Source organism: Streptomyces sp. NPDC005281 (genome assembly GCF_040607495.1).
Taxonomy (GTDB): domain Bacteria; phylum Actinomycetota; class Actinomycetes; order Streptomycetales; family Streptomycetaceae; genus Streptomyces.
In genome coordinates, this window is sequence record NZ_JBEXGX010000001.1 from 237,028 (window position 1) to 262,838 (window position 25,811).

Here is a 25,811-nt window from a genome sequence, read left to right on the forward strand (position 1 = left end):
CGTCGCCGAACCACATGTCGCCGAACCACATGTCGCCGAACCACATGTCGTCGGGCTCCAGGTCGCCGCAGTCGCATGGCACGCCGTCGGGCCCCGCATCGGTGGGGATGGATGGCGGGGACGGGGCGCCCGGCTCCGGAGCCGGCCCGACCGCCGCCGGGTCCACGGCCGCCGGGTCCACCACTGCCGCTGTCGGATCTGCCGTTGCCGGATCCGCCCCTGCCGGGTCTGCTGCTGCCGGGTCCGAGGTGCCCTACGAGGCGGTCACGCCACTCATCCGCGGGCTCGCCGTGCTGCGGAGGCTGACCGAGGCGGACGGGGCGGCCAGTCTGAGCGGACTCGAACGGGCCACCGGGCTGGCACGGTCCACCGTCGACCGGATCACGGCGACCCTGGCACGCATGGGATACGTACGCCTCGACGGCCGGGACGCCGTCCTGGCCCCGCGTCTGATGGAACTCGGCAACGCCTACCTCGCCGCTCTCCGGCTTCCCCGCGTCCTGGACCCGCACGCCGACGCGCTCGCCGACGAACTCGACGAGTCGGTGTCCCTCGCCGTCTGCGACCAGGACGGCATCCGCTTCATCCATCAGGCGACCCGGCGCCGCGCGATGTCCCTGAGCTTCCGCATCGGCGACCTGCTGCCCGCCGAACGCACCGCTCCCGGACCGCTGTTCGCGTCCGAGTGGAGCGAGGAGGAGTGGACGCGCTGGCGCGAACGCCGCGCGGCCGACCCGGAGGACCGCGGCTTCCCGTCCGTACCTGCGCGGAGCCGGCCGTACGGGGGGAGGCAGGACGAGTCCACACTCCCGGCCGCTCAACGGCCCACTGTCGGCGACGACTTCGAGCAGCGCGCGGCCGAAGCGGGCCGATCTGGCTGGGCGTTGGACGACCAGCTCATCGAACCGGGCCTTGTCGCCGTCTCGATGCCCGTACGGGAGGCGGGGCGGATCGCCTGCGTGGTGAACGTGGTGAGCCACACGAGCCGGCACGACGCCACCGAACTGCGGGACACGCTGCTGCCCCGCCTGCGGACGGCGGTGGCCGAGATGGAACGGGCGCTGGCACTGGACGCACTCGACGCACTCGCCGCAGTGGACGCACCGGACGCGCTGGGGGCGCCGAGTGCGCCGAGGGCGTCCGGCCGGGGGTCGGCGGCGGAACCGAAGACGGAGGTCGCGCGGGGGGCCGTGCAGGGTGACGTGCGGGGCGCCGTGCGGGGCGATTCGCCGGCCGGGGTGGACGGCATGCGCACCCCCTCCGGGCTCGCCGACTGGACCGGCGCCTCCAAGCAGGAGCTGGGGCGGGAGTTCGTCGAGTCGCTGGCGCGGGGCCTGACCGTGATCACGGCCTTCGGCGAGGGCCGTGGCGAGCTCACCCTCACCGCCGTAGCCCAGGCGACCGGGCTCGCCCGCGCGACCGCTCGCCGCGCCCTGATCACCCTGGAACACCTCGGATACGTCACCGCCCACGACCGCGTCTTCCGCCTCACCCCCCGCGTCCTGGGGCTCGGCTTCCCGCCACTCTCACGAACCTCACTCACCGAGATCGCGGCCCCGTATCTGGCCGAACTCTCCCAGCGGCTGCACGACTCGGTGTCGCTCGCGGTGCCGGCCGGAGACGAGATCCAGTACACCGGGCACGTCTCCACCCGCGGCATTCTGAGCGTCCACGTCACCGTCGGCACCCGGCTGCCCGCCTACGCCACCTCCCTGGGCCGGGTGATCCTGGCGGATCTTCCGGAGGCCCGCGCGATGGAGGTACTGACCGGCGGCGCGGCCGAGGCGGATTCCCCGCGGACGGCCACTGACCCGGAGCTGATCAGGGCCGAACTGAACCGGGTACGGACGGCCGGATACGCCCTGGTCGAGGGCGAGTTGGAGCAGGGGCTGCGGTCCATCGCCGTCCCGGTGCGCGACCGGGACGGACGGGCCGTGGCCGCGGTGAACGTCGCCATGCACAACAGCCGCCGCACCGCCGAGGCGTGCGTCAGCGACGTACTGCCGGAACTCCACGCGACGGCGGCCCGCATCGAGGCGGATCTGCGCATCGCGGGCCGATTCCGCAAGGTGCAACCGAGCTGAGCCCACCCGCCCACTCGAGAACCTTCAACCAGGAACCTTCAACCAGGTATATCCCCATGGGAGTTACCACAATGGCGTGAAGATGATCTGCGCGGTCCGGGCCCCGTTGACAGATCCAAAAGCAGGTTCCTAGCGTCGCTTGCGGCAGGACAAACAGCAGCCGAACGACAAGGAGCGTCCGGGTGGTCTCGTCGTGGTGAGGCAGGAGAGGTCCGAGCGAACCAGGCGCAACCTGATCCGGGCCGCCTCGGCGGTTTTCGACCGGGCCGGCTACGAACGGGCCACGCTCTCCGCGATCAGCGCACGCGCGCAGGTCACCAAGGGCGCCCTGTTCTTCCACTTCGCCGCCAAGTCCGATCTGGCCCGTGCCGTCCAGGCGGAGGCCTGCGCCACGTCGGACGCCGCACTCGTGAAGCTGGCACGGCTGGAGGCTCCGGCGTTCGAGATAGCCACCGCCATGGCCCACGCCCTCGTAGGCCTCCTCGAGACCGACACGACCGTCCGCGCGGGCGCCCGCCTGGCCCAGGAGATCAGGACCCCCGACGACTCCTCGCTCCACTGCCACGCCAACTGGCTCGGCGCCCTGAACGAGACCCTGGGCCGGGCCCGGATCGACGGCTCGCTGCTCCCCGACGTCGATGTCGGCACGGCCGCCGCGCTGATCCTGTCGATGATCACCGGAACGAGGGTCCTGCCCCGCGCCCCCGCCACCGAGCCGCGACGCGCCTCTCCCCGGGAGACGGGCGACCTGTGGCTGACCCGCATGCTCCACCTGACCCGCCCAGCCCTCTCGGCCCTCCCGACCGACCCGCCCCTCTCGCCCGTCCCGACCAGCTGACCGACCCCACCCCACCTGCACGAACGGGAACCATCCCAGCCTCCACCCGCGATCCGCTACGCTAGCTACCGGATCGCACACGATCCACACGCCTTCGTAGCTCAGGGGATAGAGCACCGCTCTCCTAAAGCGGGTGTCGCAGGTTCGAATCCTGCCGGGGGCACAAGGGAAAAGGCCCCGGACCGATCATGGTCCGGGGCCTTTGACATCCACTTTTGACATCAACGAGCACGGTCACTGACGACCGGGGCGCTTCCTGAGCAGCCGGTCCATGTGGCTCATGGCCTCGCGCTGCGTGTCCTGCACGACGTGCGTGTACACGTCCATGGTGATGCTGATCTGCGAGTGTCCCAGGATCTCCATCACGACGCGGGGCGCGACTCCGGCCGCCGTGAGCAGAGTGGCCGTGCCGTGCCGAGCGTCATGCAACCGGATCACCCGAAGGCCGGCGGACTCCGCGACGCGGGTGAAGGAGCGATAGACGTTCCGCGGCTCGACCTGGCGCCCAGTGCGGGTGGTGAAGACGTAGCTCGACTCGTGCCACTTCTCCCCCGCCTTGGCGCGCGCGGCCGACTGCCGCATCCGGTGCCAGCGCAGCGGAGCGATGCAGAGCGCAGGCAACGGGACAACACGGCGCCGGCGGCTCTTGGGATCGTCGTCGTAGAGGACGCCGCGACGACGCTGAGTCTGCTGACGGACGTAGAGGACCCGGTTGTCGAGGTCGAGATCCGACCATCGAAGGCCGATAATCTCGCCCCGTCGGAGCCCCATGGCGATGGCGAGCACGAAGGCCGCGTAGAGCGGATCTCGTCGAGAGGCCGCCAGGAAGTCCAACGTCTCGTCCAGAGTCCAGGGCTTCAACTCCCTGTTGTCCGTGCGAGGCGGCTCCACGAGCTTGGCGACGTTGCGCGCGATCAGCTCCTCGCGGCAGGCCGAGGACAGAGCGGAACGCAACACGCGGTGAGACTCCTTGGCTGTTGCGGCAGTGGTCTCCTTCTCCAGCCGAACAAGGAAGCGGCGGACGTCCGCGACGCCGACGGATTCGAGCCGCTTCGAGCCGAGCAGCGGCACCAGGTAGAGCCGGACGTGCGCCTCATACTTGTCGTACGTGCTGAGCTTCCGCCGAGGCTTGATCACGTTGTCCAGCCAGTACGGCAGCCACTCGGAGAGCTTGGCCGACCGGGTAGGCACGGGCACGCCCTGGTCGACCTTGGCGAGCAGCTCGCGGCGCTTGGTGTCGCACTCGGCCCAGGTCTTGCCGTAGGCGAACTTGCGGGCCCGGGTGCCGTCCGGCTGGAGCACGTAGACCGCGCACTGAAAGCGGCCGTCCTTGCGCTTGGTGATCGTCCCCGCGCCGTTCGGGTTGCGCTTGCGCTGACCGGCCATCAGGCAGCCGCCTCCAGTTCGTGGGAGATGTAGTCGCTGAGGGCCCGCGCCGGAATGCGGCGGCATCGGCCGATGGTGATCGAGGGGAGCCGACGGGAGCGGATCAGGTCGTACACCGTCGACCGGCCGAGCTTGAGCCGCGCCATGACTTCGGCCACGGTCAACAGCTCTTCGTCACGCATGCGTCGGTTCTCCTTCTGTTCCGGGTGCGGGTTCGAGGGATGCGGCAAGCCAGGCTTCGGCGGCGGACAGACCGGTTCCGGCGAAAACCCAGTGCGAGACGACGAGGGTCGTGTCCGTCCTGATCTCGGTGGCTGCTGCGGCTTGGGCTCGACGCCATTCGGCGCGGGCGGTGCGGAGGGCACCGAGGGTGGTGGAGTAGCGGCGTGACTTGGTGGAGAAGTGGCCGCGGAAGCCGAGCATGTGGGCCCAGGCCCGGAGTCGGAGATCTTCTAACTCCTTGCGCATGCCGAGCGTCCAGGCCGTTCGGATCAGCCGGCGGGCGTGGTCGCTGATGTCGAGCTGGGCGAGCTCGGCGAGGAACTTCAGCGGGCGGTCGAGAGCTCCCGTCGCGGTCTCGGCGCCCTTGGTCGCGTACTTGGCGATGTACGACGCGACAGCTCGCTCGGTCAGTTCCTGGCCACCGTCGAAGTCGGCGGACCGGATCGTGCGGACGTCGATCTGACGGCCGAAGGTGAAGGTGTGCGCGCGTCCGTCGATAACCGGGCCGTCCACGCGGACGTGAGTAGCGGCGGCGCCGATGGCGTCGGCGAGTAGTTCGGCGGTTGCCCAGGCCGGAGGCGTGGTTTCGCCGCCTTCGGGACCGTCGATGCGGATGACGGCGTGGAAGTGGACGGCGCCGCGCTTCTGGTATTCGGCGACCTTGGCGAAGGAGACCCGGGCGTACTGGCGGAACGCGCGCTGCGAGAGTCCGGCGCGCTTGGCGACCTCACGGCGCAGGTAGGTCGAGAACCGGCGCCAGAGCGGACCGGCGTGAGCGTTCCAGAGGACGGCGGCTTCGTAGTCGTAGGTGTCCGGGGCGAGCGGGGTGCCGAGTTCGGCGTCGTCCCGGTCGTGGTGGACACCGCAGCGGCAACGGCGGACCGAACCGGCCTGGCCGGTGGGGCGGTTGTGGACGCGGCCGAAGCTCGGGGCGGTGAAGGTGGCGAAGACCCGGGGGTGCGCGGCGACGCGTTCCGGAACGCCCTTGCCGCCGCGCAGGCCGGAGGTGATCAGGTGGAAGGTGTCGCGGCGGTAGACCTCGGCGCAGGCTTCGCAGCGGGTCGCGCGGCGGTTGTTGCAGCGCACCAGGAGGTGACCGGCCGGGAGGTCGGTGGAGTCGAGGCGGTGGAGGAGGTTGCCGATCTCGCCGGTGCGGGTGTTCACGTCGTACTCGGTGCGGTGGCCGTCGAGGCGGATCGGGTGGGTGCAGCCGCCGAGGCCGGAGAGTTGCCGCAGCAGTTCAGGCATGGTGCCGAGTGCGGCCAGTTCGGCGAGTTCGGGCAGCGGGGGCGGAGTGGGGCGGGCGATGATGGCTTTCTCCTTCTGGCTTCGGCTAGGAGGGGTAGGGCCCCCGGGGCGGCGGATGCTTGGCGGTATCGAGGCTGTCCCGGGGGGCTGTCGTTCAGCGGTTTTCAGCGGCGGTGCTGGTCGCGGAGCATCGAGCGCAGGACCACGGCGGCAATTGCGACGGAGATGGCCGTGACGGCGACGGCGGCCAGGAGCGCGGTGAGGACGACTCCGCCGGCGAGGACCGCCGCGACCGCTCCGGTGCTGATGGAGATCTGCGGAGCCGCGCGTCGTGCGGGTGCCGGATCGGCCGGGGCGTGGTTGTACGCGGGCGGCGGGGTCGGGTTGTCGGGGTACTTGGGCAGGAACACGGCGAACCTCTCCTTGCCTACTCGTCTAGTCGTGTGAGCCGTTTATGACGTCCACGCCGGAGCGCGTGCCGGAGTCGATGGCCGGGGCCATGAAGGTCTGGGAGAGCAGGAATCCGAAGAGTGCGATCACGACGACGATCCAGGTGCGGACGCCGAGGAACTTGATCGCTCCCCAGGCGATGAGCCCGAGGACGAAGACGAGCGGCAGGCTGACAGTCACGGGGCGAGTCCTTTCAGCGGACGGGGCAGCGGTGGGTACGGGCGGCGAGTTCGGCGGCGGCGCGGCTGTCGTAGTCGGCGGAGAAGCCGCAGCGCGGAGCGGTACAGGCGGCGGTGTGCTTCTCTCGGCCACGACCGTCGTACGACGTGCCGATCTGGACGGGGCCGATGCGGGTGACGGAGCGGAAGCGGCGGTTGGCGGTCACGCGGGTCTCCTTTCAGAGCTGAGCGGCGATGGCGTCAGCCATGAGGGCCGGGACACCGAGTCGGGCACGGAGGGTCGGGGTGTCGATGGCGGCTCCGGTCCGTGTCTGGTGTTCGGCGGCGACCTTTCGGGCGTGCTCGACCAGGGCGGCCGGGACGGATACGGCGGGCGGAGCTGGGGTCTGTTCGAGCGCCGACTGTGCGGGGAGCTCCGGTACGACTTCGGGCGCGTCCTCCTGGTCCTCGGTCTCCTCGTGCGGCGCTGGAGTCGAGTGGGCGAGCAGCGTGCCGCCGAGGAAGGCGACCGCGGGCCAGCCCGCGACGAGGATGCGGAGCCAGGCCGGCACCCGGTCCAGGTCGAGGAGTCCGGCGGTGGCGACGTTCGCGCCGAGGGATGCCACGAGCGCGATGACGAACCAGCACCACCCTGCGGCTTTCTCATCACCGGTCCTCAGTCGACGCCACGCGGCGACGAGCAGCAGGTCGACCGAGACGGGATACGCCCATGCCTTCCACCCGTTCTGACCGGCCGCTGCGGCGACGTCGTGCAGGTGAGCGAAGGACAGCGCGGCGGCGATAACCGCTTGGACGAGGACCGCGTCGATACGGGCCAGTTGGGCGCGCATGCTGCGGCTCCTTCCGAATTCAGGCATGGCAGGGGTAGGGACGTGGCGTGAGACGGTCACACCGGCCGAGGGGGGAGGAGAGTTCAGTCGGTCACGGGTCGAGGCCGGACGACCGGGGCCGGAGACTCGACCGGATGGACGGGCACGTCGGGCCGGAAGGGCTTGAGCGCGGGCAGGTCGGGCACCAGGTGCGCTGACTCGCGGCAGACCTCGGCGGCGTCGCCGAGGGAGAGGTACGGCGTGCGGATGCGAGACCAGCCGCCGGAGGAGTCGCCCGCGACAGCGAGGCCGGGCCGCTCGGGTGCGATGGCGCAAGCGGCGGAGACCGCTTCGGGGGCGATGTCGCCCAAGGCCATCTTGGCGGAGGCTTCGTCGTTGACACGGTGGCAGACGCGGCCGGTCAACTGGGCCCGGAGCATGGTCGCTCCCTTGCCCAGTTCGGCGCCGAAGCGCTGCCCGCAGACCTCCAGATAGATACCGGCGGCGCGGCCGAGTTGGGCGAGACGGATGAGCTGGGTGACCATCTCGTCCCGCCGGTCCTCGTCCTTGCGGGTGGCGACGAGGAAGAGTTCGGCCACCTCGTCGACGAACAGCACGATGGGGACGGGGCGTTCGTCCTCGGGGAGCCCCCAGACGTCCGAGGTGATCTCCTCGTCGGGCGTCCCCGGGGCGAGACCCTGACGAGTCTTGATCCGTTCGTACCGGTCCTCCATCTCTTGGATGAGCACGGGCAGCAGTTCGGCCGCCTGATCGGGGTCGGTGGCGAGAGCGGACAGTCGTGCAGCGAAGGGCGAGAGCTCCACTCCACGCTTGCAGTCGATGCCGACCAGGGCGACGGGCTGAGGAGCGAGTCCGGCGACGAGGTGGCGCAGGTACATGGACTTGCCGGAGAGCGTTGCGCCGAGGGTGAGTTGGTGAGGGATGGCGCGGTAGTCGCGTACGAACGGGGTGGCGTCCTCGCGCAGGGCCACGGGTACTTTGAGGAGCGCGGATGTGACCTTGCGAGGCATCCGCACCCGCCGCAGTACGTCGAAGCCGACGAGCCGCAGTTCGACCACGCCGGGCTTGACCGTGCTGACGTACACGGCATGAACTCCCCAGGCATGCCGCAGCCGTTCGGCCGCGGCGGCCACGTCGGCCGGCTCCTGCCCCGGGGCGAGCCGGAGCCGAATGCGTAACCCGGTCGACGTGGGGCGGATGATGCCCCGGCGGGGCGGTATCGGCCGGACCTCACGGCGGGTGGTGGCCTTGACCGCCAGGACCCGCAGCCGGGACGGAGCCACGGTCAGGCCGCACGCCTCCATGACCGAACCGTACGAGCCGAGGAGCCGGGCCGTGGATATCGGCAGGCCGACCGTGGACCAGTAGACGCTTGGGTGCTTGGCCCGGGCGTAGGAAGCCCCGCCGCCAAGTGCGGCGACAGGACCACCCACCTCCAGAAGCGTTGTCAGGTCGGTCATCAGGCCGTGGCCCCCATGGCCGCCGGGAAGACGGCCGGAGTGACGGCAGCGGAGCGGTAGGCGATGCCGTGCCGCTGCTGGCCGTTGAACACGCTCTCCCACGGACGGGCCACCAGCCCCGGCAGCGAGACCGGCGCCCCGAGCGCGAGCCCCTCGGACACCCCGCTCTCCGGAACAGTGACCTTGATCAGGGACGACTCCCCCTCCTCGATGTAGACGACGCCAAGCGTCATCAGGGACTCGCCACTGACGGCGTCCTTCGCGATCTCGCCGGTCTGACGGTCGCGAACCTTGGGCTCGGGCGCCTCGGTCAGCAGGATCGTCGCGGCCGAGGTCTCCACACGGATGGTGCGCAAGATTTCTTCCCATCTACTCGTCTAGACAAGATGCAGTCTTCGAACCCGATCGCTTCGGGAACGCCAACCACAGTGCCACACAACTTGCCCACTCGTCTATACGAGTAGGGCTGTTGAGGTGTACGAGTCCGAAAAGTGGCCTCGCGCACCGCCGATCAGGTCGCCGGAAGCTGGTACGAAAGCACGTACGCGTCCGCCGCCATGACGGTGTCGCAGACCTCCACGGCTCGCCCCTCCGTGTCGAAGGCGGTGCGGATGAGGTGGATCACCGGCACACCGGAGGCAAGTCGGAGCGTCTTGACCTCGGTCGGCGAGGGCATCCGGGCGCGGATCTCTTCCTCGAAGTGGTCGAGGTGATGGCCCAGTTCCTCGAGGCGGGCGTAAATGCCGCCGGGGCCGGGGTTGGGTTCGGCGATCTGCGTGCCGCGCGCGATGTCGAGCGGGAGGTACGAGGTGGCGAACTCGACCGGGCGGCCGTCGAGCAGATACCGGCGACGTCGGGCGAGCACGCGGCGCACGGACCCGAGCCGCGTGGAGATGTCCTGGCTGGCCTTCTCCTCCTTGACTTCAAGGCTGTCCACCTGGGGGTGACTGCCCGCGGCGTCCGCCTCGACGATGAACGCCGACTTCCCCTGCTCACGGTGACGCCGGGCGAACCGGTCGGAGGCCAGCCGGCGGACGGGAGGTCGCGGCCGGACGAAGACGCCCTTGCCGTGTTCGGCGGCGACCAGGCCCTCGCCCTGGAGGATGGAGAACGAGTTGCGGACGGTCATCCGGGAGACGCCGTAGTGCTCGACGAGTTCGGCCTCCGAGGGGAGCTTTTCGCCCTCCTTGAATCGCCCACGGTCGATGGCCTCGCGCAGCTGGTCGGCGATCTGCCGGAACACCGCACGATCGCTCGTGGGGTCCAGATCGCCGAGCAGGGACGGAAGTGAGGTCACGAGTACTCCTTTAGGTATCTAGACGAGTGGGCGAGTGTTGTTGCTACGGTGGAGAGCCTAGCCATCCGAGAGGGCCGAGGAACGTGAGCACTGACCGTCCGCACTCCGTGAGCGTCGCCGGAGTCATCGTCGACGACCAGGGCCGGGCCCTCTTGATCCAGCGGCGCGACAACGGCCAGTGGGAACCCCCGGGCGGCGTTGTCGAGCGGGAGGAAACCCTCCCCGAGGCACTTCAGCGTGAAGTCCTCGAAGAGACCGGCATCAAGATCGCGCTTCCCGCGACCCTCACCGGCGTCTACAAGAACATGACGGGCCTGATCGTCTCTCTCGTCTTCCGCTGTGAAGCCGCCGACGGCTCGCCCACCACCGGGGACGAGACCCGCGCACTGCGTTGGGCCACCCGCGAAGAAGTCACCGACCTCGCCGACGAGGCCTACGCGATCCGCGTCCTGGACGCACTCGACGCGGCATCCCCGCCGGCCATCCGCGCCCACGACGGCGTGAAACTCGTCTAGCCCGAACCCGCTGCACATGGCGGCCTACCAGCACGAAGGAACTTGTATGCACGAGTATACGAGCACTGCGCGGGTCTGGGGACTCACTTGCCCAGGATTTCCGGAAGAGGTGAGCAGGGCCCGCCGCTGGACCCGCGACATCCTGCGCGGTTCACCGTTAGCCGAGGACGCCGAGCTGATCGTGAGCGAGCTGAGCGCGAACGCGATCCTCCACACCGCCAGCGGCAAGGAGTCGGGCAGCTTCCATCTGGCGCTCGCAGTGTCCTCGCAGGTGATCGCCCTATCGGTGACGGACGACGGGGGCACGGGATCGGCGCCGGCCGTCGAGCACCAGGACCAGGGGGCCGAGCACGGCCGGGGGTTGGGCATGGTCAGCGTGATCGCGCACCGCGTCGTCGTCCACGACAGCGACGACGGCCACACGGTCACCGCGGAACTCTTCACCGGGGCCCGCAGGGGAGGCCGCCCATGCTGATGGACAAGCCGCGGCGCGGCTACTGGTGCGAGTGCTGGACCGAAGTACTCACCGGAAGCGAACCGTCAGAGCTCCGAGCATCCTTCGACGCCTACACGGCATCCCAGGCCGACCGATGGGTCGCGGTCGCGCTCCGCACTATCTCACCGGCCCTCGACGCCGATGCCTCCGACGAAGCGTGGGCGTGGCTGTATGAGGGACGCATCCAGACCCGACATGCACTCTCGCGCATGCAGCCGTGCACAGTCTCAGTGACCCACGCCAGCACACGCATCACGTGGACGATCCGCCCAGTCCTCTTCGTGCCGCTCGCTCACCGACAGGGCATCGAACTCCCAGCCTGTGCACACGATTTCAAGCACCAGACCTTCTCTAGCCCCAGGTGATGCTTGATCTTTTGGCCTCGGGTGAGGTTGACGTCTGACCTCGGCCTTCTCTTCCGGATCACCCTCACAGGCGTGCGATAGATTGCCCGCCATGACCGAGTTAGGACCCGTTGCCTGGCCACCTGCCCCGATACGGACCGAACGGCTCGTGCTCCGAGAATCCGAGGCCCGCGACCGCGTGGCGTTCATCGAGCTGTTCGCCTCGCCAGAGGTGGGCACCTACATCGGTGGCCCTCGACCGCGTGATGAGCTCGAGCGCACGGCACCTGAGGTGCCCGGACGGCGCCCTGGCTTTTTCGTGATCGATCTCGACGGAACGATGATCGGCATGATCACACTCGATCGGCGCGACGCGGAGCGTCCTGGTCACGTCCGTCCGGATGCCGGCGAGGCCGAACTCGGCTACATGTTCCTGCCGGAGGCGTGGGGATGCGGGTACGCAGCCGAGGCCTGCGCAGCGGCACTCGACTGGTTCGCCGACTCACTTCCCGACGAGCCGGTGGTGCTCTGCACCCAGACCGCCAATGAACGCTCGATGCGCGTCGCGGCGAAGCTGGGTTTCACCGAGGTGGAGCGGTTCGAGGAGTACGGCGCCGAGCAGTGGTTCGGCGTGTGGTCCTCGGTCACACCGTCTGGTTGAGTCGAGGAGTTCTCTTGCAGATCACTTGGTGGATGTTCGATCTTCGGGACTGCTGACCGGCGGGACTGCCACCTACGACGACGACAACACAAAGCCCTCGCAGGCCAACTGAGTTACAACTTTCTCTACTGGTTCAAGTGCCCGCGCGAGCGCGGGCTGGCCCCTGGGGCCCGACCCCTCTGCGCCTTCGGCGCCAGGGTCGGCCCCTGGGGCCGCAGCAAGCGACGGCCCATGAGTAGAGACCCGGACACGGAGTGCTCCGGTCAGGACATGCCTCCGGCGGGGGCGCTCAGGCTCCGAGATGGCGGGGGCACCGTCCGCGAGTGCCGGCCGAGTGTGGCGTGCGCGGGGAGCTCCCATCCCGTCTGCCGTCGACCCAGGCAGAGCCGAGCAGCCGCGGCCCAGGGCGTCAAGGTCATTCGTCCAGCAGGGCGCTCCACCTTGACGCCCTGAACCACGCCCGCTCCACGGTGTGTGGGTCGACGGCAGACGGGATGGGAGCGGGGGTGAGTGGTGGTTGCGGAAAGCAGACGTCTAGGTTCTGTCCGGCGAATCATGTGACCGCAACGCGCGCTTGCGTCGCGGATTCCGATCTTGCACGAAACAGAGGAGTTCTGCGTGTTTGTGGTGAGGACGTCGGGTCGAAGCGCGGCAGTCGACGACGACCGCCGTGAGTTCAAACTCCTGGGCAAGAGCCAGCTCCGCGGACTGGACCTCGCACGCCCGGTCACCACGGGCGTCCGATCCCGCGCGGTTCTGGAACTGCAACAGAACTCCGGTCGTCTGCAGTTCAGGGCTCTGGTGGGTGGCGAATTCGTGCCGGGAGAGGGCGACCGAATAGCCTGGCGGGTCAGGTGCTGGGAGACGGTCCGGCCTACTCCACAGCAGGGGTTGCTGCCCGGTGCGCTGCTGCCGGGCCTGCCCGCAAGGCTGGACCATGCTGCGGCGATGGGCTTGTGGGCAAACCTCAACTCCGGGGCTCTACCAGCCGGCCAACTGGTGATCGACCGGGCAGGCTACAACCAGGAGTCCTCCCCCGCGTTGTTCACAACGGCCGTCAAACTCCTGGTACACGTCCTGCTGGCGGGCGCCTTCGGATCGTCCGTGGAGCCGGTCATCAAATCCTGGGTGGCCACCGACCGAATTCCGGATGTCACTGCCCAGAGTTGATGTCGAAGCGTAGGTATGGAGAGTCCTGGCCAGTGCGAAGAACCTCAGCGCCGTCCCACCCTTAACGCATCAGCGTGCCAGCGCCCCGGCCTCGCCGCCGCCCGTTGGATGATTCATGTCTGCATCGTCGCTTGCCGACACCGGGTTTGGGACAACGGACCGGTCTCCTTACAGTCTCGCTAACCGGAACAGCCCCTATCTCAAGCGGGCTTGTCCGCCCCGGGGCGGAGGATGGCGATGGGAACCCCCACCCCGGGGCGTGCCCCTTCCGGAAGGACGCTGGGGGCTGGCGGACAGTCAGAGGTCAGATCAGCGACAGCGCCACAGATGTCGCGCCCGGCAAGGGCCTCAACGCCCTCGGGAAATAGCTGCTTTCTCCCATGGCCGACACACCCCGTCGTCGGATAGCCTGCCGCTTCATCCGCCCGGAACAGGAAACGCACTGGTGGGAACCATGAACGTCCGTCTTCAGATACAATTTTTGCTCACGATCGCCATCAGCCTCGGCCTGTTTTTCACCGGCCAGGCGTTGGGCGGGATGCCACTCGGCCTGCTGGGCTTGGTGATCTTCTTTTTTGTTCTTGAGCCGTTGCTCCGGGCGCTACTTCCGGCCTCCTTCCTCCCGGCTCCGCAAGGGACACAGGCGACCTCTGCCTTGAACCGTGGCTGGGTCGGAAAGCTGGTCACCCGCCTCGGGCTGAGAGCCTCCCGCACTGTCGAGGCCGACGCCGAGCGGCTTCGGCGAGGAGCCCGTCTCAGCATGCTCTCGCACGGTGTGCGCGACGGTAGTCAGACCCTCGGCTACGTGCTCCTGCATCAGTCTCCGGAAGGCGAGGTCCGGCTGGCCTGGCGCAAGCGCGGGAAGGGTGGTATTGACCAGCCGATCAACCTTCAGGGCCCGGTCGCCGTACGTCATGAGCGCCAGCAGCAGAATGCCGTCCAAGCCCGAATGGGATTCACCGCAGCTGTGGATCTCGGCAACGAGCCCTACTGGCTGCGTCCCCACGACGCCGCCCTGCTCCAATTCCTCCTCGGCAACGGCGCGTCAGTTGCCCCTAAGGTCTCCGCCTGACGTCGACAAGCGCGTACGCCGGACGTCGCAACGACTTCCGAAGCCGTGCCCGATCGGCAGCGACTGACATCCACATCTGACATCAACGTCGTCGGACGGCGACGGATCTGCTCGGTCCGGATCAGACTGGGTGCAGGTGCGAGAGCCGGGTCTCGGCAGGTGGTGTCGCGCTGGGATCGAACTCCTAAAGCGGGTGTCGCAGGTTCGAATCCTGCCGGGGGCACACGTGTGACCAGGGTCAACGCCCCGGGCCGGGATGGTCCGGGGCGTTTTGACGGCAACGACCCACCGGTGGCAAGTAGGCGACCGGCGGTGCCCGCTCACGTCTCCGCCCCGCTCGGCACCGCCGACCGCCTGCTCCCACCCAAGAGGCAGACACACAGGGCATGAGGTCAGAACACGTCGTGGCCAGGGCAGTCGGCTCAACGACCTCAGCCAGCCACCTTGGCGGGAGCCTCGAAGATCATGGCCCCGCATCGGGCACTAACGGAGACAGGTCGGTTCAGCCAAGGTAGAAGTCCTTTCGGGCTGATACGAACGCCTCGATGGACTGGGCGGGGATGCCCGTCACGCGCTCGACGCCGTCGGCGGTGCGGTTGTAACGGTCGTCCCGGTGCAGTCGGGCCATGGCGGCGACGTGCTGTTCGAGGTGCGGGGGCATCCCCAGCTTCGGAAGGTAGGCCTCCCACCGCTCCGGGGGCATGTCCACATAGGACACCGGCCTGTCCAGCGCCCGGGAGAATTCCGCGGCCAGCTCCGTCATGTCGACCGAGCGCGGCCCAGTCAGCTCGTAGACCTGGCCGATGTGGGGAGCCGGGTCGCGGAGCACGGTGGCGATGACCCGGGCGACGTCGTCCACGGCGACCGGCGAGGTGTGTCCGGTGCCGAACGGCAGCGCGATGGTGCCGTTCTCCTGAATCGACCGCGCCGCCATCGTGGTGAACAGCGGAGTGTCCAGGAACGCCGTCGGCCGGATGTGCACCACCGGCAGACCCGACCAGTCGAGCACCTGCTCCGCCAGCCAGTGCAGCCGCTGCTGGTGCGACTCCTCCGTGCTGGTGGCGGTCATCTGGGACACCGTCATCTGCGACAGGTCGACCAGGGCCTCCAGCTTCCCGTACTCCTTCGCAACGGAAGCCACCACGGTCGCCGCCAGCAGATGGTCCGGCGACACGCGCATCCCGAAGTACATCCGCGCCACGCCCTGCAGCGCGGCCGCTACCGTCTCGGGCCGGGTCAGGTCACCGATGACGACCTCTGCGCCCAGTGCCCGCAGCTCAGCGGCCCGCTCGTCGTCACGTCGGACCATGAAGCGCACCGGCACATCCTGAGCACGCAGGTGTTCGAAGACTGCGCGGCCCACGCCGCCGGCACCTGGGACAAGGACAAGGTTGTTGGCAACCATCGGGCGAGCTCCTTCGAAAGTAATGGAAAATATCCGAGTTGAGGTGTGATCAGAGCGTCAGCGGAGCCGTCGGCAAGGCGATCGCCGCCGCGAGGTCACCGTGGGTCCGTGTGGCGATTTCATACGTCGTGGCGGCCTCTTCGAGCGGCCGCAGTACCGTCTCGATGACGACGGTTTCGGCGACGTCACCGTGGGGACGTCCCCGGCAGGCGGTCGCCTCCGCTGTCTCGCGGGGATGGTTCGTGATCACCGTCGGGCTCGGACGGTCTGTCGCCGGGGCCTAGTACCGCTGGCGGCCGCAGCGGCAGCCTTGCCCGGCAGGAAGACCAGTACGACGACCGCGCCGACCAGGGCGACGGCTGCGGACCCCACCGCGGTGATGTGCATGGCGTGGATGAAGGCGTCGTGCGCGGGCTGCACCAGCGCCCTGCCGGCCGGTCCCAGCTTCTCGCCGACGGTAAGGGTCGCCTGGATGGATTCACCGGCGGCGTGCCGGTCGGAGGTGGGCAGTACGTCCAGGTGGCCGTCGATGCCGCTGCGGTAGGTGGTGGACAGCAGCGACCCCAGCACGGCGACGCCCATGGCCCCGCCGACCTGCCGGAAAGTGTTGTTGACCGCGGATCCGGAGCCGGCCTTCTCCCTCGGCAGCGACGACATGATCATGACGGTGGCGGGCGGCATCACATGGGCCATCCCCGTGCCCATCAGGAAGAACAGCACCTCCAGCACCCAGATCGGGGTGTCCTGACCAAGCAGCAGGAAGCCGGCGAAGGCCACGGCGGTCAGGACGAGGCCGGCGGTGCACACGGCCCGGGCGCCGAAGCGGTTGACGGCCAGCCGGGCTCGCGGAGCGAAGAACATCTGGGAGGCGGCCAGCGGCAGCACGAGCAGTCCGGACTGCAGGACGCTGTAGCCGCGCACGCTCTGGTTGTAGAAGACGCTGAAGAACGTGACGCCCATGAGCGCGAAGAAGACCAGGCCGATGGCGGCGACGGAGGCGGAGAACCGCCGGTTGCGGAAGTACGTGACGTCGAGGGCCGGATGGTCGCTGCGGGCCTCGTACACCACGAAGCCGGCAAGGACCGCCAGGCCGCCCAGGATCGTCGCCCACACCTCGGGCCGGGTGAAGTCGCCCAGCTGGCCGCCCTTGATGATGCCGTAGACCAGCACCGCCAGACCGACGATCGACAGCAGCACGCCGACCGGGTCGAGCCTGCCGGGTCTGGGGTCCTTGGAGTCGGGGACGATCGCCACCATCGCGACCATCGCGGCGACCACGATCGGCACATTGACCAGGAAGACCGAGCCCCACCAGAAGTGCTCCAGGAGAACGCCGCCGGCGATGGGGCCGGCGGCTATGGCGAAACCGACCACACCGGTCCAGATGCCGATCGCCTTGGCCTGCTCCTCGGGCTCGAAAACGTTCATGATGATCGCCAGGGTGGCGGGCAGGATGAAGGCACCGCCGAAGCCCATCACGGCACGGAAGGTGATGAGCTGCCCGGAGGAGTCCGACAGCGCGGACAGCACGGATCCCACACCGAACACGGCCATGCCGAAGAGCAGCACCTTCTTGCGGCCGAGCCGGTCACCCAGCAGACCCGCGGTGAAGAGCAGTCCGGCGAAGACCAGCGTGTAGGAATTGACCGCCCACTCCAGCTGGCTCTGGGTGGCGCCGAGTCCGGTGGGAGCAGGCTGGGCGATGGTCTTCATCGCCACGTTGAGGATCGAATTGTCCAGCATCACCACCAGGAGGCTGAACGCGAGCACGGCCAGGATGGCCCAGCGCCGGCGGTGGACCACCTCGGAAACCCTTGGTCGCCGGGCGGGCGGCACGGGTGGCGTGGACGGCACGGGTGTCGAGGACTCGGCGGGAGTGGGTGGTGATGCCACGAGGGGTCTCCAGTGCTGTCGATGGTTCTGCGATTGCCGGGCGGAGGCCGTCGGCCTCGGACGGCGAGAGGCAGCGCAAGGCCCCGCCTGACCTGCAGGTGGGCCCGCCGACGAAATAGATGTCGCAATCAGACTAAACACAAGATAAGATAGATGACAAGCGACAGTTATTTGAGGAGAGTGATCCCGTGGGCCGCGCGTCCAAGGCGCAAGCGCAGGAGAACCGGCAGTACGTCGTGGCCACCGCCTCCCGGATGTTCCGCGAGAAGGGCACCGCGGTCAGCATCGCCGACCTGATGAAGGCCTCCGGACTCACGCACGGCGCGTTCTACAAACAGTTCGCCTCCAAGGAGGACCTGGTCGACGAGGCCATCACCCACGCCTTCGAGGATCCGGCGGCACACTCGCCGGCCGGGCTGGAGGAGCCCGCCGGGGACCACGAAGCCGCCCGCCGCACGCTGATCGAGCGATACCTCTCGGCCTGGCACCGCGATCACGCCGGGGACGGCTGCCCCGTCTCCGGATTCGCCGCCGACCTGGGGCGCGAACCCGACCAGGCCGCCCGCTCCCAGCGCGTCTACATCAACGGGGTACGGAACCGAGCCGCCCGGCTGGCCACCGGCGACGACGACGGCATGGCCCAGCTCTGCACCATGGTCGGGGCCCTCGTCCTCGCCCGCGCCACGCGGGGCGACCCGATCTCCGAAGAACTGCTGCAGGCCGCACGCACGGCTCTCACCAAGAGCGGCTCCGGGCCGTACGACACGCGGCACCGCACGGACTGACCGAGGCCGGCTGACGGCGCGAGCCGCCGTCCGGGCCCGCAAGTCGACGCAGCCATGGACGAGATGAAGAGCGACGGCAGTTCCTGACGGCAACGTCAGCACACTGAACCGGTCCTGAGCCCCCCCCAGAACACTCGCCGTGCCCTGCCACGGGCTTGGTACCCCGGCGGCCCGTTCAGTTGGTAGAACTCCTAAAGCGGGTGTCGCAGGTTCGAATCCTGCCGGGGGCACAGGGAAAGGGCCAGCTCAGGAGGGTTTCCTCCCGGGCTGGCCCTTTGCCGTTTCCGATGCCGTGCCACTCGCGTGCCAGTACGTCCTGCCCCTGCCACTGCCCTATGGCACTTCCCCCGCCGTTCCTAGCATGTGGAGGTGGACGACATACAGGTTCCCGACTCCCTTGTGGCCCTGCAATCCGCTACCTACACAGCACGCGTGTCTATGGCTGACCATGTCCGAGCGAACGGGCCGGTCCGCGATTGGACCGACGGGACGCGGGCCGAGGCAGGCCGCCTTCAGCAGACACTCGAGTCGGCGGAGACCGCCCTTCGGGAAGCCTTCGAAGCGAGCGACCCGCTGCGCGTACACAGCAGACACGCCCTACGCCGATCCCTCGGGAGAGCAGCGGCCCCTCCTGCTCCCCTTCATTAAAGGCACGTTTCCCTTCCATCCCCCGGATCATCAAGCCCCGGCTCCGCGGTGCGATGGACTTCGAGGTTCGGGACCGGCCGGGGGCCGTTCACCTGCGGTGGGTGTGGGATTTGATCCCAAGGTGACTCGCGCCATGACGGTTTTCAAGATTGTCCCCTGGGCTCACCGCGGCAGATCGAGGTGCGCGAGCAGGCGCAGCACACCGGCAAGGTGATCGAGATCGTGCCACAGGGCGATCACGTCCTCGGGGCCTCGCCGTACAAGCGCCGCGATCTCGGCGACATCGTCGCCGACCTGTCCGCAGGCAAGCTGCGCTGTCGGCGTTTCACTCATGTCGAACGCGGCTGCAACGTCGAGGCTCCAGTAGTAATCCACGGGCAACTCGGAGAGGTCCAGCTCATGGCCGAACCGACGTTCCGCCTCGTCCAGGAGTACTGAACAGGCTCGCCGAAGATCGGCCAGCCTCAGCACATGCTCGCCCTGCGTCATACACGCGATGATCCAGGATCCCGCCGGCCGCGCCCTGCCCTGCACGCCATGGATGCGCCCACCCGGTTTGACGGCCCTCGGTCCGTCCCACTCTCGTGCCAGAACGAGCGGGGACCCACGGGGAACCAGGACACGGAGCGGGCCGTACGGCCGCGGAATCTCGTGCTCGTCCAACGCTGCCTCGTACCGCGCCAGCAGAGCATCGAGGTTCGCCAGCAGGAGGCCGGCGGAGTCCCGAGCTTCATCCAGGTCGCCTCGCTCGCATGCCTCCGCCACCTCGGCCACGTCACCGCGGAGGATGTGAAGGGAGTCGCCCTGCACCACGACCCCGGGAAACCGTCTACCCGGCATGCGAACCACGGCGTCGTTGCCGCCATCGGTGAACAACTCAGCCTCGATGCGCTCCATCGGCCCATCCAACCCGACATCCACGGCTGACATCAACGACGTTGGACGCAGGCGGCATTGAGCGAACGTCCGCGCTCCACCGATAGCACTGCGAGGGCGGTCCGGGGGCCGCGGGATCGAACTCCTAAAACGGGTGTCGCATGTTCGAATCCTGCCGGGGGCACACGGGCGAAGGCCCCGGGCCGATCTTGGTCCGGAGCCGGGTTCGAACCCAGTTCACCTCACCAGCGCGGCACGCGGAGACGGCTGCTGCTGTCAGCGCGTCAGGGCGTACAGCCCGACTGCCAAAAGGGCGACTCCCGCGATCCCGAAATAGATCCGCATGGTGGTAAGGCTTTTCCAGGGGGTTCCGTACCGGGTCCGCCGGGTGAACGATACGTCCGCCCAGTCCCACACCCACACGTCGACACCGCGGTAGCCGCATGCCACCGACATGAAAGCGCTGCCCGCGAGCAGCGCGAGCACACCACGAAGGACCAGCGGTGCCACCTTGCCCGACCCCCTCTGCCGACGTCACGTCGCGGCATTGTTGCAGGGGGCGCCGAGGACGCCCGCACCTGGTCCGCCGGAGCGGCCTGGGCAACGCGGCAGCGGCGTTTCGGCGCGGTGTCGGACCGGCATGTGATGTGTGACCATTGCCTTCATGTGGGGGATCGGGCGTCGTTCGGCGCACGGTGTGATGTCTGCCGCCGTGGTCGCAACAGTCGTGGCACTGACGGGATGCAGCGGGACTCCGGGGCCGGTCGGGAACCCTGATCCGGGGCATCGACGGCTCAAGGCGATTCACCCGGTGCTGTCCGTGGTGCCGTCGGGCGCACACGTCACGATGAAGCAGAGCTTCGAGCCGCGATGGGACTCGTGCGACGGAACAACGTCGACTTACGGTTGGAACGACGCGACCGTCGCTGTCGACTTCACTGGAGGCGGGTCCGCGCTTCACGTTGCCGCACATATACGGACCGCCATGCGGGATCTGGGCTGGACGTTCGACCAAAGCCCTCCCGCTCAGGGCGAGTTGACGTGGCACAAGAGGCTGGCCGGCGGTGGCCGGGCTTCGGCCCAACTACTCGGCGGGCCCGGTGTCGAGCCACCCGACTGGAGCCTGCAAGCGACAGCGCCGCCCGCTTCTCACCCGGTCAAGGGCTGCTGAACCCGGCCGGGAGTCGCACCAAAGCGGCTGCCGGATCGCCAAGTTCACACAGGCGGGCCTTTGACGTGCCCGTCTCGCGCAGACACTTCGCCTCCTCGACCAGGCCGAAGACCTCGGTCGCAAGGGTCCGGGCGGCGGGGCACCGTCCGTAGGCCCGCCTCGCCTCGAACTGCACCCAGGACAGGTGCGGGCCCTCGAGTTCGACGGCAGCACTCCGGACGGCGCCCCGTCACTTCCCGAGGTGTGGGGCAGGGCCGGTCCGGGAGGCGTTTCCTCCTGGACCGGCCCTCGGGTGTTCGTGGGCTTGACTCGTTCGCGGCTGAAGCCCCGGAGCTGTCCCGGCCGGTCAGCCCGCGGTTGCCGGGTCGGTGACTCTCAAGGTGACCGGGCCGCCGGGCATCGGCCGGCTGCCGCTGCCGGGCAGGCCGTAGCTCACGGTCTTGTACGCCTGGTCCTGGAGCCTGAAGCCGATGCTGTACACGCCGGGCGCGGTGCCCCGTGGCAGGGTGATGTACTCGTCGATCGGACCCGAGAAGGTGGTGGTCACACCGCCGGATTGAATCGGGGCGGCCTGCCCGGAGGCGTCGATCAGGTACAGGTCGATGCCGTTCACCCCGGCGGTGGAGGCGGACACGTCGATCGTCAGCTTGATCCACGTCTGGGTGTCGTTGGCCGCCATGGTGTCCGGGTTGATCGTGACCGCGTCCACCGTGGGCAGCACGGTGTCAGGGATGTTGGTCAGGGTGGCACCGATGTCCGGGGCACCCAGCGATGAACCGTAGACGGCCTGGTCCCCGTGACCGTCGGTGATGATCAGCCCGGTGAGCACGCAGCTGAACTGGCCTCGCGTCCCACGCACCGGCACGGTGATCGTGCCGTCCGCCTGGACGGTCGGAGTGGTGGACAGTTGGTCGCACCGATTGGCGTTGTTCCCCCAGTCCGTCAGCTGGACGGAGCTGATCCCGCCCAGGGCGCCGGAAGGCCGGAGCGAGAGCTGTGCGGTCTCGACGGGCGAGTGCCAGCTGTCGATCTGGCTCGGGGTGAACGCGAAGCCGGTCGCCGACAGCACACTGTCGGAGGTCACGTGCACCGCGGCTTCGGACAGCCCGGTGTAGGCGTGGGTGACTCCGGCGTTGCTGGTCAGGTCCACCTCGGTGACCTTCCAGTCGCCCTCAGGCAAGCCGGCCGGCAACGGCAGTGTCACGGCACAGTCGAGCACCTGTCGCTGTATCCAGCCGATGTAGCCGCAGCCCTGGTAGCCCTCGCTCCAGTCCCAGCCGATGGCGAAAGATCCACGGACTGTACGACCGTTCGGACCGGTGGCCACGACCGTTCCGCCGTACACGCCGGACTCGTTCTCCTGGCTGTCGAGCTGGTATCTCAGCGTGGCGCCTTGGCCCGGGGCTTCGTAGACGGTGGCCCGCGTCCCTTGCGCCAGGGCGATCCGGTCGAGGCTCGGGACGCCCTGGTCCACCGTGGTCCTGGCGATGAAGGTGCGCGGGAACAAGGACAGCCGGGGTGCGGTCCAGTCGATCGAGTCGCCGGCGCCGTCGCCGCCGTGGATCTTCTCGACCGCCCAGGTCGTCTTCTTCGTGGCTCCGTACTGCGGGACGGGGATGGTCCAGGTGTACGTGGCCGAGGCGGAGGTGGCACCGGCCTTGATGGTGACGTCGCCGGACGGTGACCCCTGGGAGTCGAAGCCGGCGGCGAGCTCGGTGCCCAAGTAGGCGCCGGTCCTCGCGTTCATCCGGCGTATGTGGATGTCGCCCCCGAAGCCGGAGGCGTCCGGATTGGACGAGGTCATGGTCCAGGTCAGTTCGATGGTGGCCGACCCCGAGGTGGCATCGACCGACCTGGCGCCGAACGACAGTGCCGAAACGCCCATCGCCGAAGAGGCACCCGCCGCCGTGTGGTGCCGCGCCGCGGCGACCCCGGGGCCCGCGCTCAGGATGCACGCGACTCCGGCCGCCGTCATCGACACGAGCAGGCGTCTGAGTCTGATCATTCCCTTCTCCTTCCAGATGCTGATGCGCGAGGCCACTACACACCAACTCCCCTGCTCCGACAACGCAGTTACTGGGCAGTTGTGCAAGGATCTCCGGCTCGGCGCCGGGCCATGCCATCACGCCGCACGGGGCTCGATCGGCGGACGCTTCCGTACTCCGGCGCCAGGACCCGCGAGCGCGAGGACGTCGCGGAACGGTCCTTCGATCCGCCGAGCTTCTCGGCCTCTCTTCAGGCGGTCGCTCGGGAATTCGAACCCTGCCGGGGTGCCGACCCGAACGGTGCTCAAGTTCACCATTCAGGAGATAAGCACCCTTAGAGGGCAATGTCTGATATGAGCGTCGGTGCTCCCCGCTCAGATGTATGCCGTCAAACTCACAGGTGAATCCTGGCCACCCAACAGGTAAAGTCCGACCACCTTCTTGAAAAAAGAACATCCAATATGCACCGGCTTCTTACCTTCGTGGTCTCCGATCCGAAGGTAAGAAGTCGACGCTCGAGGATGTTGAGTCGCCTGGAGCCCACGAAGTGTCAGCATCACCCGTGCTTGCTCGGCTGCGCACCGCAGCGGCACGCCTCCTCCTGCCCGCGGTGCTCGCCGTGTCGTTCGCCTTGCAGGCGGTAGGCGCCCTTCTCCCCAGCATCCCCCTGCTGGTGGCCTCCACCGCTCTCGGGCTCGCGGCCGACTTCGCCATGCACCGATGGCAGCGGCAGACCGCCGCCGCCCTCGGGAAGCTGCACGCGACCGTGTTCGTCCGCCAGGTCGTCCGTGACCTTCTCGTGGTGACCGGCCTGATCCGCATCGAGGACCAGGACTACGAGACGAAGTACCTGGCTCTCATCTGCGGTCTGCTGCTGTTCTACGCCCTGCACTTCGCGTGCCAGGCACTCGCGATCCTCGTACGCCGCAGCCGCACCCTGCCTGTGGTGACCCGGAACATCGACGCCTCGGCACTGCGGCTGAGCCCCGCTCCCCCGGCTCTGCTGACACAGCGCTCCGGGCAACGGCTCCTCATGTTCTCCCTGCCCTCGATGGCCGGCCTGCTGATCACGACGACGGGCGGCTCGGTCTTGTGGGCCGCCGCGGGAATCGCCGTGTCCGCCGCCTTCGCCGTGGTGGCCGTCGGCGCGCTGCTGCTGCGGCTGCTGCCGGGACGCAGGCCGCAGGGGAACGATCAGACGCTGGAGTGGTTCGAGGCATGGCTCGCGGAGTACCAGCCGACGGTGGGCATGTACTTCTCCGGCGGCACGAGCTCGGCGTACCAGGCGAACATGTGGCTGGAGCCGCTGGCCCGGCTGGAAGGCCGTCCGCTGATCGTGCTGCGTGAGCGCTTCATGGTGAAGCAGATCGCGTCCACCGACATCCCGATCGTGTGCCTGCCGAAGGTCGCCGACCTGATGAGGCTGGAGCAGTCCACGCTGAAGACGCTGATCCACCCCTCGAACTCCGGCAAGACCTCGCAGGTGCTGCGCATCCCCAGCATCAAGCACGCCTTCGTCAACCACGGCGAGAGCGACAAGCTGTCCAGCTGCAATCCGTACGCGAAGGCGTACGACGAGGTGTGGGTGGCGGGTCCGGCGGCGCGCGAGCGGTACGCCCTGGCGAGCGTGGGCATCGACGACAGGGACGTCGTGGAGATCGGACGCCCGCAGCTGGACAGGATCGAGCCGTACACCGGTGCGCCCGCGGGCTCGTACACCACGGTTCTCTACGCCCCCACCTGGGAAGGGTGGGACGGCAACCCGGGCAACACCTCGATCATCGAGGCCGGCGAGAACATCGTCCGCGCCCTGCTGGCCGACCCGAAGGTCCGGCTCCTTTACAAGCCGCACCCGCTGACCGGCTCGGTCGTCCCCTCGGCCGGAACCGCCAACGCCCGGATCCAGGAGATGATCCGCGCCGCGAGCGTTCTGCGCGCCACGGAGCACGCCGATGAGCGGCCGGCGCCCTCCGCGGCGGCGGAACTGGCCGGCCGGACCGCCGAACTGGACCGGCTGACCACGTCCTCGTTCCGGGCGAGCGCGGACGACGCGGAGCGGATGCTGCTCCAGACCGTCCCGGAACCCGGCCGGTCCGCGGCCGTGGCCACCGCCACCGCCGACTGGGAGGCCGCGCACTGGGCCTCGTTCCCCGCGTGGGAGCACCAGATCGTCGTCGGGGCGCGGCCGACCGTCTACGCCTGCTTCAACGTCGCCGATGTGCTGGTCAGCGATGTCTCCAGCGTCATCTCCGACTATCTGGCGAGCGAGAAGCCGTACGCCGTGGCGAACACCAGCGGCCTTTCCGAGCAGGATTTCCGCGACGCCTTCCCCACTGTCCGGGCGGGCGCCGTCCTCACTCCCGACGGCTCCGGCGTACCGGCCCTGCTGGAGGCGGTGCGGCACCCCGAGAAGGACCCCTACGCCGAGGCCCGCGCCGAGCTCAAACTGCATCTGCTGGGCCCGTCCGACCCGCCGTCCGTCGTTCGCTTCAACGACGCCGCCCGTGCCTTGTGCGCGGCGGCCGACGAGCGCCGGGCAGCCACGGCGCCGGGGACGCCCCCGGTTGTCCCGGCGGTACCGGCGGTCCCGGGACTCCCCGCGATCCCGAGCCAGCGGGACACCGGGGCGGCGCTGGACAGCGAGAGCGTCAGGAGCTGAGTCGCCAGGCGTGAACGAGGGTGTCTCATGGAGCCGCCGGTATCCGCAGCAGTCGGTGCGGATACCGGCGGCTCCGTGCGACACGGCTCCCCCGTTCGACACGACTCCGTGCGACCGGCTCCTCCATGGGACACGGC

General features: G+C 68.8%; 26 protein-coding genes and 2 tRNA genes. 12 read left to right on the forward strand and 16 right to left on the reverse strand.

Going from position 1 to position 25,811, the window contains the following annotated elements; translation table 11 throughout:
• The first annotated feature begins 248 nt into the window (after window positions 1-248).
• The 3 genes from ABZV42_RS01000 to ABZV42_RS01010 all read left to right on the forward strand — a co-directional run bounded on the left by ABZV42_RS01000 (window position 249) and on the right by ABZV42_RS01010 (window position 3,085).
• Window positions 249-2,084 carry an IclR family transcriptional regulator C-terminal domain-containing protein gene (locus ABZV42_RS01000; protein WP_355982067.1) on the forward strand — a complete coding sequence of 612 codons (1,836 nt, stop codon included), beginning with the start codon at window positions 249-251 and terminating at the stop codon, window positions 2,082-2,084.
• Window positions 2,085-2,223: 139 nt separating this feature from the next.
• On the forward strand, window positions 2,224-2,922 hold the full coding sequence (locus ABZV42_RS01005) for a ScbR family autoregulator-binding transcription factor (protein WP_355982065.1): 699 nt from the start codon (window positions 2,224-2,226) through the stop codon (window positions 2,920-2,922).
• A gap of 90 nt (window positions 2,923-3,012) precedes the next feature.
• Window positions 3,013-3,085: transfer RNA gene (locus ABZV42_RS01010), tRNA-Arg, on the forward strand.
• Window positions 3,086-3,156: 71 nt separating this feature from the next.
• On the opposite strand, the gene ABZV42_RS01015 is transcribed toward ABZV42_RS01010, so the two are convergent.
• The 10 genes from ABZV42_RS01015 to ABZV42_RS01060 form a co-directional block, all read right to left on the reverse strand.
• Window positions 3,157-4,308 carry a site-specific integrase gene (locus ABZV42_RS01015; protein ID WP_356050576.1) on the reverse strand — a complete coding sequence of 384 codons (1,152 nt, stop codon included), beginning with the start codon at window positions 4,306-4,308 and terminating at the stop codon, window positions 3,157-3,159.
• On the reverse strand, window positions 4,308-4,490 hold the full coding sequence (locus ABZV42_RS01020; protein WP_327429483.1) for a helix-turn-helix domain-containing protein: 183 nt from the start codon (window positions 4,488-4,490) through the stop codon (window positions 4,308-4,310). Before ABZV42_RS01020 ends, ABZV42_RS01015 begins: the two co-directional genes overlap by 1 nt.
• The gene (locus ABZV42_RS01025) at window positions 4,483-5,778 is read right to left on the reverse strand and encodes a replication initiator (RefSeq protein ID WP_356050577.1); all 1,296 of its coding nucleotides are present in this window, start codon (window positions 5,776-5,778) and stop codon (window positions 4,483-4,485) included. The genes ABZV42_RS01020 and ABZV42_RS01025 overlap by 8 nt, the downstream gene beginning before the upstream one ends.
• 164 nt (window positions 5,779-5,942) lie before the next feature.
• Window positions 5,943-6,188: a SpdD protein gene (locus ABZV42_RS01030; RefSeq protein WP_356050578.1), complete on the reverse strand. Its 246-nt coding sequence runs from the start codon at window positions 6,186-6,188 to the stop codon at window positions 5,943-5,945.
• Window positions 6,189-6,213: 25 nt separating this feature from the next.
• Window positions 6,214-6,408 carry a hypothetical protein gene (locus ABZV42_RS01035; protein ID WP_356050579.1) on the reverse strand — a complete coding sequence of 65 codons (195 nt, stop codon included), beginning with the start codon at window positions 6,406-6,408 and terminating at the stop codon, window positions 6,214-6,216.
• Window positions 6,409-6,421: 13 nt separating this feature from the next.
• A complete protein-coding gene (locus ABZV42_RS01040; RefSeq protein WP_356050580.1) occupies window positions 6,422-6,613 on the reverse strand; it encodes a mobile element transfer protein in 192 nt (63 codons plus the stop codon).
• Window positions 6,614-6,625: 12 nt separating this feature from the next.
• Entirely contained in the window at window positions 6,626-7,237 is a 612-nt protein-coding gene (locus ABZV42_RS01045; RefSeq protein ID WP_356050581.1) for a DUF2637 domain-containing protein, read from the reverse strand.
• Window positions 7,238-7,320: 83 nt separating this feature from the next.
• A complete protein-coding gene (locus ABZV42_RS01050) occupies window positions 7,321-8,697 on the reverse strand; it encodes an FtsK/SpoIIIE domain-containing protein (protein ID WP_356050582.1) in 1,377 nt (458 codons plus the stop codon).
• Entirely contained in the window at window positions 8,697-9,053 is a 357-nt protein-coding gene (locus ABZV42_RS01055) for a hypothetical protein (RefSeq protein WP_356050583.1), read from the reverse strand. Before ABZV42_RS01055 ends, ABZV42_RS01050 begins: the two co-directional genes overlap by 1 nt.
• 155 nt (window positions 9,054-9,208) lie before the next feature.
• Window positions 9,209-9,994: a GntR family transcriptional regulator gene (locus tag ABZV42_RS01060; protein ID WP_326787719.1), complete on the reverse strand. Its 786-nt coding sequence runs from the start codon at window positions 9,992-9,994 to the stop codon at window positions 9,209-9,211.
• Between the two features lie 107 nt (window positions 9,995-10,101).
• Here ABZV42_RS01060 and ABZV42_RS01065 point away from each other — a divergent pair, with 107 nt between their 5' ends.
• The 6 genes from ABZV42_RS01065 to ABZV42_RS01090 all read left to right on the forward strand — a co-directional run bounded on the left by ABZV42_RS01065 (window position 10,102) and on the right by ABZV42_RS01090 (window position 14,252).
• Entirely contained in the window at window positions 10,102-10,509 is a 408-nt protein-coding gene (locus tag ABZV42_RS01065; RefSeq protein ID WP_103552356.1) for an NUDIX domain-containing protein, read from the forward strand.
• Between the two features lie 46 nt (window positions 10,510-10,555).
• On the forward strand, window positions 10,556-10,984 hold the full coding sequence (locus ABZV42_RS01070) for an ATP-binding protein (protein ID WP_356050584.1): 429 nt from the start codon (window positions 10,556-10,558) through the stop codon (window positions 10,982-10,984).
• On the forward strand, window positions 10,978-11,370 hold the full coding sequence (locus ABZV42_RS01075) for a hypothetical protein (RefSeq protein ID WP_356050585.1): 393 nt from the start codon (window positions 10,978-10,980) through the stop codon (window positions 11,368-11,370). The genes ABZV42_RS01070 and ABZV42_RS01075 overlap by 7 nt, the downstream gene beginning before the upstream one ends.
• Before the next feature lie 91 nt (window positions 11,371-11,461).
• Entirely contained in the window at window positions 11,462-12,010 is a 549-nt protein-coding gene (locus ABZV42_RS01080) for a GNAT family N-acetyltransferase (RefSeq protein ID WP_356050586.1), read from the forward strand.
• Between the two features lie 594 nt (window positions 12,011-12,604).
• Complete coding sequence (locus ABZV42_RS01085; RefSeq protein ID WP_356050587.1) at window positions 12,605-13,180, forward strand: hypothetical protein; 576 nt, start codon at window positions 12,605-12,607, stop codon at window positions 13,178-13,180.
• A gap of 445 nt (window positions 13,181-13,625) precedes the next feature.
• A complete protein-coding gene (locus tag ABZV42_RS01090) occupies window positions 13,626-14,252 on the forward strand; it encodes a hypothetical protein (protein WP_356050588.1) in 627 nt (208 codons plus the stop codon).
• A 502-nt stretch (window positions 14,253-14,754) separates the two neighbouring features.
• Here ABZV42_RS01090 and ABZV42_RS01095 read toward each other — a convergent pair.
• Genes ABZV42_RS01095 through ABZV42_RS01105 form a run of 3 tightly spaced genes read right to left on the reverse strand, consistent with a single transcriptional unit; the run spans window position 14,755 to window position 17,460 of the window.
• Window positions 14,755-15,657 carry an NmrA family NAD(P)-binding protein gene (locus ABZV42_RS01095; protein ID WP_356050589.1) on the reverse strand — a complete coding sequence of 301 codons (903 nt, stop codon included), beginning with the start codon at window positions 15,655-15,657 and terminating at the stop codon, window positions 14,755-14,757.
• A gap of 49 nt (window positions 15,658-15,706) precedes the next feature.
• On the reverse strand, window positions 15,707-15,907 hold the full coding sequence (locus tag ABZV42_RS01100; protein ID WP_356050590.1) for a hypothetical protein: 201 nt from the start codon (window positions 15,905-15,907) through the stop codon (window positions 15,707-15,709).
• Window positions 15,904-17,460, reverse strand: coding sequence for an MFS transporter (locus tag ABZV42_RS01105; RefSeq protein WP_356050591.1), 1,557 nt, complete (start codon window positions 17,458-17,460; stop codon window positions 15,904-15,906). Before ABZV42_RS01105 ends, ABZV42_RS01100 begins: the two co-directional genes overlap by 4 nt.
• Before the next feature lie 278 nt (window positions 17,461-17,738).
• Here ABZV42_RS01105 and ABZV42_RS01110 point away from each other — a divergent pair, with 278 nt between their 5' ends.
• Together ABZV42_RS01110 and ABZV42_RS01115 are read left to right on the forward strand one after the other, a co-directional pair.
• Window positions 17,739-18,335 (forward strand): TetR family transcriptional regulator, encoded by a 597-nt coding sequence (locus tag ABZV42_RS01110; protein WP_356050592.1) that lies wholly within the window; start codon window positions 17,739-17,741, stop codon window positions 18,333-18,335.
• A gap of 169 nt (window positions 18,336-18,504) precedes the next feature.
• Window positions 18,505-18,565 (forward strand) — tRNA-OTHER (locus ABZV42_RS01115).
• Between the two features lie 580 nt (window positions 18,566-19,145).
• Here the strand turns inward: ABZV42_RS01115 and ABZV42_RS01120 are convergent.
• The 3 genes from ABZV42_RS01120 to ABZV42_RS01130 form a co-directional block, all read right to left on the reverse strand.
• Complete coding sequence (locus tag ABZV42_RS01120; RefSeq protein ID WP_356050593.1) at window positions 19,146-19,880, reverse strand: hypothetical protein; 735 nt, start codon at window positions 19,878-19,880, stop codon at window positions 19,146-19,148.
• A 255-nt stretch (window positions 19,881-20,135) separates the two neighbouring features.
• On the reverse strand, window positions 20,136-20,369 hold the full coding sequence (locus ABZV42_RS01125) for a hypothetical protein (RefSeq protein WP_355982061.1): 234 nt from the start codon (window positions 20,367-20,369) through the stop codon (window positions 20,136-20,138).
• A gap of 1,007 nt (window positions 20,370-21,376) precedes the next feature.
• Window positions 21,377-23,035, reverse strand: a complete 1,659-nt coding sequence (locus ABZV42_RS01130) for a hypothetical protein (protein WP_356050594.1) — start codon at window positions 23,033-23,035, stop codon at window positions 21,377-21,379.
• Window positions 23,036-23,625: 590 nt separating this feature from the next.
• On the opposite strand from ABZV42_RS01130, the gene ABZV42_RS01135 reads away from it, so the two are divergent.
• Window positions 23,626-25,674, forward strand: a complete 2,049-nt coding sequence (locus ABZV42_RS01135) for a hypothetical protein (protein WP_356050702.1) — start codon at window positions 23,626-23,628, stop codon at window positions 25,672-25,674.
• Window positions 25,675-25,811: the final 137 nt, after the last annotated feature.

Bases quoted from the DNA above. Each gene is read 5' to 3' on its own strand.
- ABZV42_RS01015 (WP_356050576.1), bottom strand. From the start codon at position 4,308: ATGGCCGGTCAGCGCAAGCGCAACCCGAACGGCGCGGGGACGATCACC.
- ABZV42_RS01020 (WP_327429483.1), bottom strand. From the start codon at position 4,490: ATGCGTGACGAAGAGCTGTTGACCGTGGCCGAAGTCATGGCGCGGCTC.
- ABZV42_RS01025 (WP_356050577.1), bottom strand. From the start codon at position 5,778: ATGCCTGAACTGCTGCGGCAACTCTCCGGCCTCGGCGGCTGCACCCAC.
- ABZV42_RS01045 (WP_356050581.1), bottom strand. From the start codon at position 7,237: ATGCGCGCCCAACTGGCCCGTATCGACGCGGTCCTCGTCCAAGCGGTT.
- ABZV42_RS01050 (WP_356050582.1), bottom strand. From the start codon at position 8,697: ATGACCGACCTGACAACGCTTCTGGAGGTGGGTGGTCCTGTCGCCGCA.
- ABZV42_RS01070 (WP_356050584.1), top strand. From the start codon at position 10,556: ATGCACGAGTATACGAGCACTGCGCGGGTCTGGGGACTCACTTGCCCA.
- ABZV42_RS01075 (WP_356050585.1), top strand. From the start codon at position 10,978: ATGCTGATGGACAAGCCGCGGCGCGGCTACTGGTGCGAGTGCTGGACC.
- ABZV42_RS01080 (WP_356050586.1), top strand. From the start codon at position 11,462: ATGACCGAGTTAGGACCCGTTGCCTGGCCACCTGCCCCGATACGGACC.
- ABZV42_RS01095 (WP_356050589.1), bottom strand. From the start codon at position 15,657: ATGGTTGCCAACAACCTTGTCCTTGTCCCAGGTGCCGGCGGCGTGGGC.
- ABZV42_RS01120 (WP_356050593.1), bottom strand. From the start codon at position 19,880: ATGGAGCGCATCGAGGCTGAGTTGTTCACCGATGGCGGCAACGACGCC.
- ABZV42_RS01130 (WP_356050594.1), bottom strand. From the start codon at position 23,035: ATGATCAGACTCAGACGCCTGCTCGTGTCGATGACGGCGGCCGGAGTC.